Origin of the sequence: Pseudomonas sp. TMW 2.1634, assembly GCF_001703595.1 — a bacterium.
Classification (GTDB): domain Bacteria; phylum Pseudomonadota; class Gammaproteobacteria; order Pseudomonadales; family Pseudomonadaceae; genus Aquipseudomonas; species Aquipseudomonas fragi.
This window is the reverse complement of the sequence record NZ_CP016849.1, coordinates 3,928,453-3,941,341: the sequence shown is the minus strand read 5'-3', so window position 1 is coordinate 3,941,341 and position 12,889 is coordinate 3,928,453. Positions and strand designations below refer to the sequence as shown.

General features: G+C 57.3%; 12 protein-coding genes and 1 pseudogene. 8 read left to right on the top strand and 5 right to left on the bottom strand.

The annotated features are described in order from the left end of the window. Positions 1-314: 314 nt before the first annotated feature. From BFC21_RS18590 to BFC21_RS18555, 8 genes and pseudogenes are all read left to right on the top strand, one after another. The gene (locus BFC21_RS18590; RefSeq protein WP_139047608.1) at positions 315-1,586 is read left to right on the top strand and encodes a TolC family protein; all 1,272 of its coding nucleotides are present in this window, start codon (positions 315-317) and stop codon (positions 1,584-1,586) included. A 68-nt stretch (positions 1,587-1,654) separates the two neighbouring features. Then, the gene (locus BFC21_RS18585; RefSeq protein WP_047279635.1) at positions 1,655-2,905 is read left to right on the top strand and encodes an efflux RND transporter periplasmic adaptor subunit; all 1,251 of its coding nucleotides are present in this window, start codon (positions 1,655-1,657) and stop codon (positions 2,903-2,905) included. A 24-nt stretch (positions 2,906-2,929) separates the two neighbouring features. Beyond that, a complete protein-coding gene (locus BFC21_RS18580) occupies positions 2,930-6,091 on the top strand; it encodes a CusA/CzcA family heavy metal efflux RND transporter (RefSeq protein ID WP_047279636.1) in 3,162 nt (1,053 codons plus the stop codon). Positions 6,092-6,122: 31 nt separating this feature from the next. Next, positions 6,123-6,367 (top strand): annotated as a pseudogene (locus tag BFC21_RS27620) (group II intron reverse transcriptase/maturase); the annotation flags it as partial. 183 nt (positions 6,368-6,550) lie between these two features. Next, positions 6,551-6,874: a DUF2790 domain-containing protein gene (locus tag BFC21_RS18570; RefSeq protein ID WP_003253432.1), complete on the top strand. Its 324-nt coding sequence runs from the start codon at positions 6,551-6,553 to the stop codon at positions 6,872-6,874. Positions 6,875-7,075: 201 nt separating this feature from the next. Then, positions 7,076-7,270, top strand: a complete 195-nt coding sequence (locus tag BFC21_RS27870; RefSeq protein WP_255032616.1) for an MbcA/ParS/Xre antitoxin family protein — start codon at positions 7,076-7,078, stop codon at positions 7,268-7,270. A gap of 144 nt (positions 7,271-7,414) precedes the next feature. Continuing rightward, entirely contained in the window at positions 7,415-7,747 is a 333-nt protein-coding gene (locus BFC21_RS18560; RefSeq protein WP_047279638.1) for a DUF2790 domain-containing protein, read from the top strand. A 166-nt stretch (positions 7,748-7,913) separates the two neighbouring features. Beyond that, entirely contained in the window at positions 7,914-8,072 is a 159-nt protein-coding gene (locus BFC21_RS18555; RefSeq protein WP_338148397.1) for an AbrB/MazE/SpoVT family DNA-binding domain-containing protein, read from the top strand. Between the two features lie 105 nt (positions 8,073-8,177). Here BFC21_RS18555 and BFC21_RS18550 read toward each other — a convergent pair whose 3' ends face one another. From BFC21_RS18550 to BFC21_RS18530, 5 genes are read right to left on the bottom strand one after another with little or no spacing between them, the layout of a single operon-like run. Continuing rightward, positions 8,178-8,633: a DUF411 domain-containing protein gene (locus BFC21_RS18550; RefSeq protein ID WP_047279639.1), complete on the bottom strand. Its 456-nt coding sequence runs from the start codon at positions 8,631-8,633 to the stop codon at positions 8,178-8,180. Further along, the gene (locus BFC21_RS18545) at positions 8,623-9,405 is read right to left on the bottom strand and encodes a cytochrome c (RefSeq protein WP_047279640.1); all 783 of its coding nucleotides are present in this window, start codon (positions 9,403-9,405) and stop codon (positions 8,623-8,625) included. Before BFC21_RS18545 ends, BFC21_RS18550 begins: the two co-directional genes overlap by 11 nt. Before the next feature lie 10 nt (positions 9,406-9,415). Continuing rightward, positions 9,416-10,516, bottom strand: a complete 1,101-nt coding sequence (locus tag BFC21_RS18540) for a copper resistance protein B (RefSeq protein WP_047279641.1) — start codon at positions 10,514-10,516, stop codon at positions 9,416-9,418. Then, the gene (locus tag BFC21_RS18535) at positions 10,506-10,829 is read right to left on the bottom strand and encodes a hypothetical protein (protein ID WP_080960264.1); all 324 of its coding nucleotides are present in this window, start codon (positions 10,827-10,829) and stop codon (positions 10,506-10,508) included. Before BFC21_RS18535 ends, BFC21_RS18540 begins: the two co-directional genes overlap by 11 nt. 14 nt (positions 10,830-10,843) lie before the next feature. Further along, complete coding sequence (locus tag BFC21_RS18530) at positions 10,844-12,757, bottom strand: copper resistance system multicopper oxidase (RefSeq protein WP_047281597.1); 1,914 nt, start codon at positions 12,755-12,757, stop codon at positions 10,844-10,846. Positions 12,758-12,889: the final 132 nt, after the last annotated feature.

Here is a 12,889-nt window from a genome sequence, read left to right as displayed (position 1 = left end):
CGCGAGCTCATATTTGCAGGCCGAAGATAACGGGAGGGTGATAGGAAAATTACAATTTCGTCATCTGCCCGTTATTTGGCGCCTTCGCACCGCGTGGTTGCCATCTCCGTTGCTTGTAACGAAATCATAGAGCCGGGTTGGGAATCGCAGTATTTACGGGCATTACAGGGATTTATTACGAAATTGTAATTTTCCAGCCACCCCTCTGATAGCTACCGCTCATTAGAGTGCCATCACCTAATCAAGTGGGGCTTGGCAGCTGTTTCGGCGTTCTCGCCAAGCTTTATCGAAGTTTGTGCACGAGGACCATCAAAGTGCCCCGGTATAACCGCAATGTCTTATCCAAGACCTCCGTCTCGCCCTGGAAGATCGCTGCACTCTGTGCAGTCATCTCTGGATTGATGGCACCTGCAGCCCTTGCCCAAAGCATCAGCTTGCCCCAGGCGCTTTCGACGGCCATGGATGCCAACCCTGATCTAGCTGCAGCCAGGCAAGAGATTGGGATCGCTGACGGCGCTCGCAAGCAGGCCGGACTTATCCCCAACCCCACAATCTCGTACGACGTGGAAGACACCCGTCGTAACACCAGCCAGACAACTGTTTCGCTCAGCCAAACCCTTGAGCTGGGCGGTAAGCGGGGGGCTCGGGTTGACGTCGCCACATTCGGGCAGACCGCCGCACAGCTGGAGTTAGACCGTCGCGTGAACGGACTGCGTGCAGACGTCGTGCAAGCCTTCTACGCCGCGTTGCGGGCCCAGACAGGCCTTGATCTGGCCAAGCAATCTCTCGAACTGACTGAGCGCGGTCTCCGCATCGTCGATGGCCGTGTTCGCGCAGGTAAATCGTCCCCAGTAGAGGCCACCCGCGCCCAGGTGCAACTGGCCGAAGCCAAGCTTCAAGTTCGACGTGCCGAAACGGAAAAGGCGACCGCTTACCAGCAGCTCGCGCAAATTACCGGGAGCTCAGTCACGGTATTTGATCAACTCGAATCGCCAACCCTCTCCCCGGGGCTGCCACCGCAGACTGAAGAGCTGCTGGCAAAGCTCGATCAGACCGCAGAAATGCGCCAGGCCGTGGTGCAGATCGACAAGAGCGATGCCTCGCTCGGTTCAGAGAAAGCTCAGCGTATCCCGAATCTTACTGTCAGCGTAGGCAGCCAGTACGACCGCTCTGTGCGCGAGCGGGTCAACACTGTGGGCCTGTCTATGCCTCTGCCGCTGTTCGATCGTAACCAAGGCAACATTCTTTCCGCTTCTCGACGTGCCGATCAGGCCCGAGACCAGCGCAATGCTGTGGAGCTGCGCCTGCGCACCGAAACCCAAACCGCGTTGAACCAGTGGTCCACCGCAATGCAGGAGGTCGAGTCCTACGACAAGACCATTCTGCCGTCAGCCCAACAAGCCGTAGAGACCGCAACCCGCGGCTTCGAGATGGGCAAATTCGGCTTCATCGAAGTGCTGGATGCCCAGCGCACCTTGATCGTCGCTCGTGGCCAATACCTCGAATCGTTGGCAGCGGCGACCAATGCGCGTGCGCAGGTGGAAAGGGTTTATGGCGAAGTCGGCTCAACTGCCGGCGCTCGCTGAGCGGGCCAAACATTTTCTTCGGCACCCAGCCTTGAACAAGCCGGTGCCTACGATCAGCAGGAGTAGCAATGGATAACAAACGCAAGATCGCCCTCGCGGTAGCCGCTGTGGCAGCCCTCGGATTTGGCAGCCTTGCCTGGAACAATAGTTCCGGACAGCAGGCCGCCAGTACCGCCGAACATGGCGCTAACGATGGCCATGGCGACGAAAAGAAAGCCTCATCTGCCGCCCAAGAGGAAGGTGATGAGGGCCATGGCGAAGAAGGCCACAGCGAAGAGGGCGGTGAAGAAGAGGGCAAACTGACGCTCAGCGATGAACAGATCAAGGCAGCCGGCGTTGCCCTGGAAGCTGCAGCGCCGCGTGACTTGGGTACAGTCGTGAGCTTCCCGGGCGAAATTCGCTTCGATGAAGACCGTACTGCCCACGTGGTTCCTCGTGTTCCTGGCGTTGTTGAAGCTGTCCAGGCCGACCTGGGTGAGACGGTCAAAAAGGGTCAGGTCCTCGCTGTAATCGCCAGCCAGCAGATCTCTGACCTGCGCAGCGAACAACAGGCCGCACAGCGTCGCGTCGAACTGGCGCGTGTGACCTTCCAGCGTGAGAAAGAGCTGTGGCAGGACAAAATCTCTGCAGAGCAAGACTACCTCCAAGCACGCCAAGCGTTGCAAGAAGCGGAGATCTCCTTGGCCAACGCCAAGCAGAAGGTCGGCGCTATCGGTGCCTCGGTTAACTCCGTTGGCGGTAATCGATACGAGCTTCGAGCTCCCTTCGACGCCGTGGTAGTGGAGAAACATCTGACCGTTGGCGAAGTCGTAAGCGAGGCGACCAACGCCTTCATCCTTTCCGACCTGAACCAGGTTTGGGCAACCTTCGCCGTCCCGCCTACAGATCTGGGCAAGGTCACGACTGGTCGTGCGGTGAAAGTCTCTTCGCCTGACATGAACGTCGAGGTCGAAGGGAAGGTGGGTTATGTCGGCAGCCTGCTGGGCGAGCAAAACCGTGCAGCTACTGTCCGCGTCACCTTGACCAACCCCAACGGCGCCTGGCGTCCAGGCCTGTTCGTGAACATTGCGGTCACTTCCCAGACCGATCGAGTTGCCGTAGCGGTCCCCGAGCACGCAGTGCAGACCGTTGAAGACAAACCTTCGGTATTCGTACGCACCCCAGATGGCTTTGACACCCGCCCGGTAAAACTGGGTCGCCGCGACAGTGGGTACGTGGAAATCATCGACGGTATTGAAGCCGGCGCCCAGGTAGCAACCAGTGGCAGCTTCACACTCAAGTCCGAGCTCGGCAAAGCTTCTGCCGAACACGGTCACTGATGCGAACTGACAGGATGATTTCTCATGTTTGAACGTATCATCAGATTCGCCATCGAGCAGCGCATCGTAGTAATGATCGCTGTTCTGATCATGGCGGGTATCGGTATCTACAGCTATCAAAAGCTGCCCATCGATGCGGTACCCGATATCACCAACGTTCAGGTGCAGATCAACACTGCAGCGCCTGGTTACTCGCCCTTGGAAACCGAACAACGGATCACGTTTCCAGTTGAAACGGCAATGGCCGGTCTCCCGGGCCTTCAGCAGACCCGTTCCCTGTCTCGCTCTGGCCTGTCTCAGGTCACCGTGATCTTCAAGGATGGCACTGACATCTTCTTTGCCCGCCAGTTGATCAACGAGCGGCTGCAGGTTGCGAAGGAACAGCTGCCAGAAGGTGTAGAGGCCGTCATGGGTCCGGTATCTACCGGCCTCGGCGAGATCTTCCTATGGACTGTTGAAGCCGAAGATGGCGCGGTCAAAGAGGACGGTACGCCGTACACCCCGACCGACCTGCGCGTGATCCAGGACTGGATCATCAAGCCTCAGCTGCGTAACGTCCCGGGTGTGGCCGAGATCAATACCATCGGCGGTTATGCCAAGCAGTTCCTGGTTGCGCCGGATCCAAAGCGCCTGGCTACCTACAAGCTGACACTCAATGACCTGGTTGCTGCGTTGGAAAGTAACAACGCCAACGTCGGCGCCGGCTACATCGAGCGTAATGGTGAACAGTTGCTCATCCGTGCACCGGGTCAGGTAGGCAATATCGAAGACATCGCCAACATCGTGATCACCAGTGTGGATGGTGCACCGATTCGCATCAGCAGCGTAGCTGACGTCAGCATCGGTAAAGAGCTCCGTACAGGTGCTGCTACTGAGAACGGCCGCGAAGTCGTGCTCGGTACCGTGTTCATGCTGATTGGTGAAAACAGCCGCACCGTATCTCAAGCTGTCGCCGCCAAATTGGCGGACATCAACCGCACCCTGCCAAAGGGCGTGGTGGCTGTGACTGTTTACGACCGTACCAACCTGGTTGAAAAAGCCATCGCGACGGTGAAAAAGAACCTGGTGGAAGGCGCGATCCTGGTTATCGCCATTCTGTTCCTGTTCCTCGGCAACATCCGTGCGGCTTTGATCACCGCGATGGTGATTCCGCTGTCCATGCTGTTCACCTTCACAGGCATGTTCAACAACAAGGTCAGTGCCAACTTAATGAGTTTGGGGGCACTCGACTTCGGCATCATCGTCGACGGTGCCGTGGTTATTGTAGAAAACGCGATCCGTCGACTGGCTCATGCGCAACATAAGCATGGCCGCATGCTTACCAAAACCGAACGCTTCCACGAGGTCTTTGCCGCGGCGCGAGAAGCTCGTCGGCCGCTGATCTTCGGCCAGCTGATCATCATGGTGGTGTACCTGCCGATCTTCGCCCTCACCGGCGTCGAAGGCAAAATGTTCCACCCGATGGCCTTCACCGTTGTGATGGCGCTGCTGGGTGCAATGATCCTGTCCGTTACTTTTGTTCCTGCAGCTATTGCCATGTTCGTCACTGGCAAGGTGAAGGAAGAGGAAGGCGTGGTCATGCGCACAGCTCGACTGCGCTATGAGCCGGTTCTGCAATGGGTGCTGGGACACCGGAACATCGCTTTCTCGGCCGCAGTAGCTTTGGTCGTGCTCAGCGGCGTACTGGCAAGTCGTATGGGTAGCGAGTTCATCCCAAGCCTCAGTGAGGGCGACTTTGCGCTTCAGGCCATGCGTGTGCCTGGAACGAGCCTCACTCAGTCCGTCGAGATGCAGCAGCGTCTGGAGAAAGCGGTGATAGCGGAGGTGCCTGAAGTTGAGCGGATGTTCGCACGCTCGGGTACCGCAGAAATTGCATCTGACCCGATGCCGCCAAACGCCTCTGACGCCTACATCATGCTCAAGCCTCAGGATCAGTGGCCTAACCCCAAGAAGCCACGCGATGAGCTGATTGCTGAGGTGCAGAAGGCCGCGGCAGGTGTTCCAGGAAGCAACTATGAGTTGTCACAGCCAATCCAGTTGCGTTTCAACGAGCTGATTTCGGGCGTACGTAGTGACGTCGCGGTGAAGGTCTTCGGCGATGACATGGACGTGCTTAACAACACCGCCAACAAGATCGCGGCAGCTCTACGAGCGGTACCGGGCTCGTCGGAAGTGAAAGTTGAACAGACATCCGGTCTGCCGGTGCTGACTATCAACATCGATCGCGAAAAAGCAGCACGCTACGGTCTGAATATCGCGGATGTTCAGAATTCGATCGCTATCGCCGTGGGTGGCCGCCAGGCCGGCACGCTGTATGAGGGCGACCGCCGGTTCGACATGGTAGTGCGCCTGCCTGAGACCGTTCGTACCGACGTAGCGGGTATGTCCAGTTTGCTGATCCCGGTACCCGCTAATGCGGCTCAGGGTGCCAATCAAATCGGCTTCATCCCGCTGTCGCAGGTCGCTAATCTGGACCTGCAACTGGGCCCGAACCAAATCAGCCGCGAGAACGGCAAACGCCTGGTAATCGTCAGCGCCAACGTTCGAGGCCGTGACCTGGGCTCCTTCGTTGAGGAGGCGACCGCTTCGCTGGATAAGAAAGTGCAAGTTCCTGCAGGCTACTGGACGACTTGGGGTGGCCAGTTCGAGCAGCTGCAGTCGGCAGCCAAACGCCTGCAGATCGTTGTTCCAGTCGCCTTGCTACTGGTCATGACCTTGTTGTTCCTGATGTTCAACAACCTGAAAGACGGCATGCTGGTCTTCACTGGTATTCCATTCGCACTTACCGGTGGTGTTGTGGCGCTGTGGCTACGGGACATCCCACTGTCGATCTCGGCAGGTGTCGGCTTCATTGCACTGTCCGGCGTTGCAGTCCTGAACGGCCTGGTGATGATTGCCTTCATCCGCGGGCTAAGAGAGGAGGGGCGGACGCTCAGGCAGGCAGTCGATGAAGGCGCATTGACCCGTCTGCGACCTGTTTTGATGACAGCTTTGGTAGCGTCCCTGGGCTTCATCCCGATGGCCTTGGCCACCGGTACCGGTGCAGAAGTTCAGCGTCCATTGGCAACGGTGGTAATTGGCGGGATCCTGTCCTCCACCGCACTGACCTTGCTGGTATTGCCTGCCCTGTATCACTGGGCACACCGCAAGGATGAAGACGGCGACGAGGCCGAAGTGGTTAGCTAACAGCCTCCGCTAAAGAGAAGCCCACAACACGTGGCTCAGGCACAAACTGCGCTGTGTCATCTGGCGACAATGGAAGCAGCCTTCGACGAGGGCTCGCAACCTGATACGGCTGGGGCTGGGTGCAGAGCGTGCCTGTAAATCGACCTCCAATGGAAGGCGGCCATGGTGGAACTCGGGTGCACCACATATGAATCAGGCGCTGCCGAAGAAACTATGGGACGCCTTGGGCTTGTCTCGATACTGGATACGATCAACCGGCTTAGTCGCATAACCTGAACCGCCGTGTACGGAAGCGTACGCACGGTGGTGTGAGAGGACGGCGGGCGTGAACCCGCCTCCTACTCGATTAAAGTGAAGTAGATGCACTTACCTTTCAAAATTGTAAGTTTCTCGTCATGCCGGTGATGCCTATGCATTGCTAAGGTTATGCCCGAGAAGTTTTGAAATTTAGAGGGTTTTATGAAAAAGCTAATTATCGCTGCTGCACTTGTTGTTTTCTCGGTGGCTTCGCAGGCCAACACTTTCTCCGAGAGCAAGCAGCTGCAATACACCAAGGAACACCAGACCGCAGTGGCCAAGTACGCGGAGAAAAATGGCAAGCCAATGCCAGAGATTCAGGATTACAAATATGGCATGAAGATCGACGTTGCTAAGTTCGTACGTCAGTCGCAGGACCCCCGTACCTGCCAGGTCTACCCACGGTTGATGACCTTCGAGGACTCCCAGGGCACGCTGAAGACTGTTCGTTACTCGATGTATTCGCAATGCATCAACAACAAGTAGTAAATGATTTGAACAGTACAATTAGAGATTTCGTAAATGCCAGGCAGTGCCTGGCATTTTTTATTACGCCCGTTGCCTCCATAGGTTCGAAATTTTTGCGCCTGGGCCCGGGCAAACCGTGCAATAGATCTCAGCCAACCAACAGAGACGGCTCTGAGCCAACCCGTTCAGGCCCATCGCCTGGATGCCCAGCAGAGCGCGGTGGCGTTCCAATATGCGAAAGGACCGGAGATAGCATCGAAGGTATTAGGCTCTCAGATGCTCGCGGAGCAGTGGCTTTGTCGGCCGTGCGGTCATTTGATGGGTTTTGTTCCATTCGAGATGCTCGACACGTCGCTCGGGTTCAGCCTAGTAGTGGACTATCTTGAGCGTCTACTCTTGGGTGTCTACCAATAGTTTGCCTGAGGGGGAACGGGTATGCGGTGAAGCCGCAACGCTACCTTCTTCTGCAAGCGGGACTTACAACCTTGTAATCCCCGTATCACTCAATTGACAGCGACCAAACCTTAATCTTCAGTCACGTCTAGTGGAGTGATTGAAATGAAAGTCATCAAAAGTATCACCGCCATCCTGGCCATAGTGGCCTCCTCAGCCGCACTCGCCGAAGGAGGATCCGACCGTCTATACGGGAAAATGATTCAGGCCAATGAGCAAGCTATGCGAGCTTATGCAGCCGCCAATGGTAAGAAGCCACCGGAGGTGATCCATTATCGCTACGGGATGCGGCCCGACGTGGCGAGGGTAATCAGCATGACATCGACCACGGCGAGCTGTGACGTGATGCCGGCACAGATGAACTACGAGGATTCCAACGGAGACGTGAAAATCCTTGAATACCGGACCGCTGGAGTCGGTTGCCGGGGCCAGAACTGAGCACTGAGCGAGCGGACAGGACTTACGCTGATAAAAAGCCGGGTTGAAGCGTCAATTCCGGCGATTGATCGCCTGGTGACCGGCTTACATGACTCGTGGAGTACGATGAGGATTGGTAGCTCAGACAGGAGAGCCTAATGACTGAATCAGTGCGCAGCACGGTAAAGTGCCTGATCCCGGCGACGGCTCCGGCGATGTGATTGTGGAATTACCCGACAATATTCTGCGCGAGCTCGGGCTTACGACGGGCTACATACTCTCCATGGAGCTCATCAACGGCGATATCGTACTCAAACCAGTACGCGAGCGCCGTGAATCTGATTAGCTATCTTTTACAGGCCCACTGTATCGTCGTGTTGAGCAGATGAAGCTTTCTAGCCGGAGCACATGGGACGGCAGTCAGCCTACTGCCGTCCTTCTGGTCGATGTGTTATTTGGCCGGATAGTTGGCGACTACTTGGTCCTCGCCGCTTTTGGTTAAACCAATGACTTGGTAGGTATGGCTTACGCCATCAACCTCCATGCCTGGGGATCCAGCTGGCATTCCTGGTACGGCGATCCCGGCCAGATCGTTCCGCCCCCTGAGCTCTCGAATCTGCTCAGCTGGCACGTGACCTTCGACAAACTTTCCGTCGATCACTGCTGTGTGGCAGGACGCTAACCGTGGCGCTACGCCCACCTTCTGTTTCACTGCGCTCATGTCCGTCTCAACATGGTCGATCACTTTGAAACCATTAGCTTCCAGGTGCGCGATCCACTTCTTGCAGCAACCGCAGTTCGCGTCTCGGTGAACGTTGATGGACAATGGCTCGGCAGCGTAGGCCGCCGAGGTCACCAGAAGCCCAGCGATAGCAGCTAGCCGAACGAAGACCCGGTTAGTTGGCATGAGTGTGCTCCTTACCGTCTTTGTGAACATGCGTCTTAGGCGACGATGCCGGGTGGGGATCCGAATGGGCCTCGGCCGCATTGTGGTCACCGTGATGATCTGCCGCTTGGGCGGAGCCTGCGGGTGCAGTTCCGTGGTCGTGAGCTGCCTGGGCATGATCGTCGTCTGCCGCTTCGTCGTGATCACCATGCTCGGCACGACTGCTTACGCCGTGCTGGCCCTCATGGTTGTGCATATCGCTTTCACCGCCGCCGTGCTTGTGGCCACCGCTCGTGGCCACTAGAGCCTTGTACTGCTCAGGATTGATTTGGGGCAGTTGGTTCAGGAACGCGACGATTCCCCAGATGTACTCATCACCCATGCTCTTGCCCCAAGCGGGCATGCCGGTGGCTTTGATACCGTGTTTGATCGTCCAGAATGCGGCGGCCGGATCGCCTCCGACACCGACCTTGGTGAGGTCAGGTGGCGACGGGTATAGCGCTTGGCTTAGTTCAGTCTGCCCAACGCCTGGGGCGAGGTGGCACCCAATGCACATGGCGTTGTAGTTGCCTGCTCCTGCCTTGATCAACGCGGCATTCTTTAGGTCAGGCACTTCAATGTCTCGCGCTCGAACCTCAATCGACCGGTCGCGAGCCATGGCGAGAAACGAATGGACAGCCGGAAAGTGAGGATCATCGGCGCCGACATTCACCAAGCCGAAATACGCCGTGCCCAATACAGCAGCACTTCCGAAAGTACCGGCCACGAGCAGCGTTGTAATTGTTCTTTTCATGTTGAAATTCTCAGAACCACATCCTGATACCGGCAACGAAGCGTGCCTCATTAACATCTCCACCCTCGTCTCGGATGAAGTCAGCGGTGTTGCCGTAGGAGCGGCTCCAGGTAACGCCTATGTATGGAGCAAACTGGCGGACAATTTCATACCGTAGACGCAGGCCGACTTCGGTATTGGCCAGACCCGAGCCAACACCGCGCTCAGGATCGTTCTTGCCATAGAAGTTCGCCTCGGCCGTGGGCTGCAAAATCAAGCGATTGGTCAGCAGGATGTCGTATTCGCCCTCAAGACGCGCAGCAGTCTGGCCGTTCTCGCCTATGAACGCCGTGGCTTCGGCCTCGAAGTCATACAAGGCCATGCCCTGAATACCAAAGGCTGCCCAGGTCTGTGGGGATTCCGGTTTGAAATCCTGACGGACCCCGGCGACCACATCCCACCATGGACTGACCGAGCGGCCGTAAAGCAATTGCAGCTCGGCGTCTTCGGTTACCCCATTGGTGCGCTCGCCTTCCGAACGAACCCAGAGTCGATTAATGTCACCGCCTACCCAGCCTGAAGCGTCCCAGGCCAGGGTGCTGCCCTCATCGGCGTCCTGGTATTCGAGCTGGTCCAACAGGAAGAAACTGTTGATTCCGCTGTCGTGCACCTGGTGGCCACCCAAAGGCGGAAAGGCTGCCTCACGGTCGGCATCAGTGAGCACTGGAATCGGCGTGCGGCTAGTTGTGGTTGGAGAAGTCGCTGAACCATGATTCATCTGGGAATGGTCCATGCCCTTCATCGAACCGTGATCCATGCCCTTCATGGTTCCATGGTCCATCTTGCTATGGTCCACCGGGCTGGATTTGCTCTGGCTTTGAGCATGCCCCATCTGGCTGTGATCAACAGGGGCAGTCTGTTTCTGATGTTTGCTAACCCCCATCTTGCTGTGATCCATCGCCGGCATCGATTCGGACGGAGCAGCATCCATTTGCATGGAACCGTGCCCCATTTTCGAATGATCCATGCCCGAGTGATCCATTTCTTCAGCGGCGAAGCTGGGCGTTACGCCCAGCATGCCGATTGAAACAGTCAGGGCCAGCAGCGAAGGCCGCCCAAAGCTATTGGCCATCTTTCCCTGCCTTAGCTTTGTCGCTGCCATGCGATTCCATCATTTTGTCGTGGTCCATGCCTTCCATCGAGCCATGGTCCATCCCCTTCATCGAGCCGTGGTCCATACCTTCCATGGAACCATGCTCCATGCCTTCATGGTTCATCCCCTGGCCCTGCTTGTCCTGCGAGCCTTTGGCTTTGCCTGCCTCGGTGGATTTCTGTGAGTGCTGATCATGGTTGTCGCTGGACCACGACGACGGGGCATAAACAGCCAGCATGCCTACCATCGCAGCAGAAAGGAAAAAGGCGCTTCGTTTCATTGGTTTGCTCATCTCAGATCTCCGGTTCATTCGTCCACACGGACTTCTCGGAACATGCCCATTTCCATGTGGAACAGTAGGTGACAGTGATAGGCCCAACGTCCCAAGGCGTCTGCGGTGACGCGATAGCTTCGTTTTGAGCCAGGTGGCATGTCGATGGTGTGCTTGCGAACCATGAAGTTGCCATTCTCGTCCTCCAGATCACTCCACATACCGTGGAGGTGGATGGGGTGAGTCATCATGGTGTCGTTGACCAAGGTGATGCGAAGACGCTCGCCATATTTCAACCGCAGCGGTTCAGCGTCGGAGAATTTGATACCGTCGAACGACCACGCGAACTTCTCCATGTGGCCGGTAAGGTGCAGTTCGATTGTGCGTCCAGGCTCTCGACCATCGGGATCGATGAAGGTGCTCCGCAAATCGGCGTAGGTCAGCACTCGGCGCCCGTTGTTGCGCAGGCCAATTCCCGGATCGTTCAGCTTCGGGGTCGGCGACATGGTCTGCATATCGACCAACGGGTTGTTGGTCTCGGAAGCCGGATGGCTCTGCATTGCCCCGCTCATGCCGGCCATGCCCTCATGACCCATCCCAGCCATCTTGCTGTGATCCATGCCGGCCATATTGCCGTGGTCCATCCCAGCCATCTTGCTGTGGTCCATGCCGGCCATGCTGCCATGGTCCATTCCAGCCATCTTGCTGTGGTCCATGCCGGCCATGCTGCCGTGGTCCATCCCAGCCATCTTGCTGTGGTCCATGCCGGCCATGTTGCCTTGGTCCATGCCAGCCATGCTGCCGTGATCCATTCCGCCCATGCTGCCGTGGTCCATGCCCATGTCGCTCATGGCGATGATCGGGCGCGGATCTACCTCCGGCACGGGCGCTTGCAAGCCTTCACGAACTGCCAGGGTGCCTCGGGAGTACCCGGTACGGTCCATGGACTGCGCGAAGATCGTATAGGCCTGCTCGTTTTCAGGTTCGACGATGACATCGTAGGTTTCCGCAACGGCGATCCGGAACTCATCGACCGATACGGGTTTGACGTACTGGCCGTCGGCAGCCACAACCGTCATCTTGAGCCCAGGAATCCGGACATCGAAATAGGTCATGGCCGAGCCGTTGATAAAGCGCAGGCGGATTTTCTCGCCGGGCTTGAAGATTCCCGTCCAGTTGCCGTTCGGAGCCTGGCCGTTCATGAGGTAGGTGTAGGTATACCCGCTCACATCAGCGAGGTCGGTGGGGCTCATCTTCATTTCAGCCCACATCTTCCGATCCGCTACAGCGGCCGACCAGCCTTTCTCGCTCACATCGTCAACGAAGTCGCCAATTGTGCGCTTGTGGAAGTTGTAGTAGTCAGATTGCTTCTTGAGTTTGGAGAGCACCTGCGCCGGGTCTTCATCCGTCCAATCGCTGAGCATGACGACGTAATCACGGTCATATACAAACGGCTCCGGATCTTTGGCATCGATCACCAAAGCCCCATAGACCCCGGACTGTTCTTGGAAGCCTGAGTGACTGTGATACCAGTAAGTGCCGTTCTGGTGGACCTTGAACTTGTATTCGTACATGCCATCGGGAGCGATGCCGTGGAAGCTCAAGCCCGGCACACCGTCCATGTTGGCGGGCAGGATGATGCCGTGCCAGTGAATGGAGGTGTCCTGTTTCAGCCGGTTGCGTACGCGCAGCGTCACGGTGTCGCCTTCGCGCCATCGCAGGATTGGCCCTGGCACGGAGCCGTTGATGGCCATGGCCGTACGAGCTGCACCCGTGATGTTGACGGGCAGTTCACCGATATACAGATCGAAGTCCGTGCCGCTGAGCACGTTCGGTTGGCCAGGGCTGGTCACGGCCCAGACCGGCGCGCGCCACATGCCGAGCCCACCCAGAAGTCCGGTAGCGGCCAGGCCTTTGACGAAAGATCGTCTCGTGGTTTTGCTTTGCATGCCGTTGCGTCCAGTCAGGTAGATCGCTGATATCCAGGCTGCTCGATGGCGCAGCCCTTGGGTTCATTGGTGCTCTCACCAGTCTCGTAGACTTTCGCCACTGCGCGAGGCTGATGAGAGGCCGTAGTCTGA

Coding starts and splice junctions, on each gene's coding strand:
- BFC21_RS18585 (WP_047279635.1), top strand. CDS start 1,655: ATGGATAACAAACGCAAGATCGCCCTCGCGGTAGCCGCTGTGGCAGCC.
- BFC21_RS18580 (WP_047279636.1), top strand. CDS start 2,930: ATGTTTGAACGTATCATCAGATTCGCCATCGAGCAGCGCATCGTAGTA.
- BFC21_RS18570 (WP_003253432.1), top strand. CDS start 6,551: ATGAAAAAGCTAATTATCGCTGCTGCACTTGTTGTTTTCTCGGTGGCT.
- BFC21_RS18560 (WP_047279638.1), top strand. CDS start 7,415: ATGAAAGTCATCAAAAGTATCACCGCCATCCTGGCCATAGTGGCCTCC.
- BFC21_RS18550 (WP_047279639.1), bottom strand. CDS start 8,633: ATGCCAACTAACCGGGTCTTCGTTCGGCTAGCTGCTATCGCTGGGCTT.
- BFC21_RS18545 (WP_047279640.1), bottom strand. CDS start 9,405: ATGAAAAGAACAATTACAACGCTGCTCGTGGCCGGTACTTTCGGAAGT.
- BFC21_RS18540 (WP_047279641.1), bottom strand. CDS start 10,516: ATGGCCAATAGCTTTGGGCGGCCTTCGCTGCTGGCCCTGACTGTTTCA.
- BFC21_RS18535 (WP_080960264.1), bottom strand. CDS start 10,829: ATGAGCAAACCAATGAAACGAAGCGCCTTTTTCCTTTCTGCTGCGATG.
- BFC21_RS18530 (WP_047281597.1), bottom strand. CDS start 12,757: ATGCAAAGCAAAACCACGAGACGATCTTTCGTCAAAGGCCTGGCCGCT.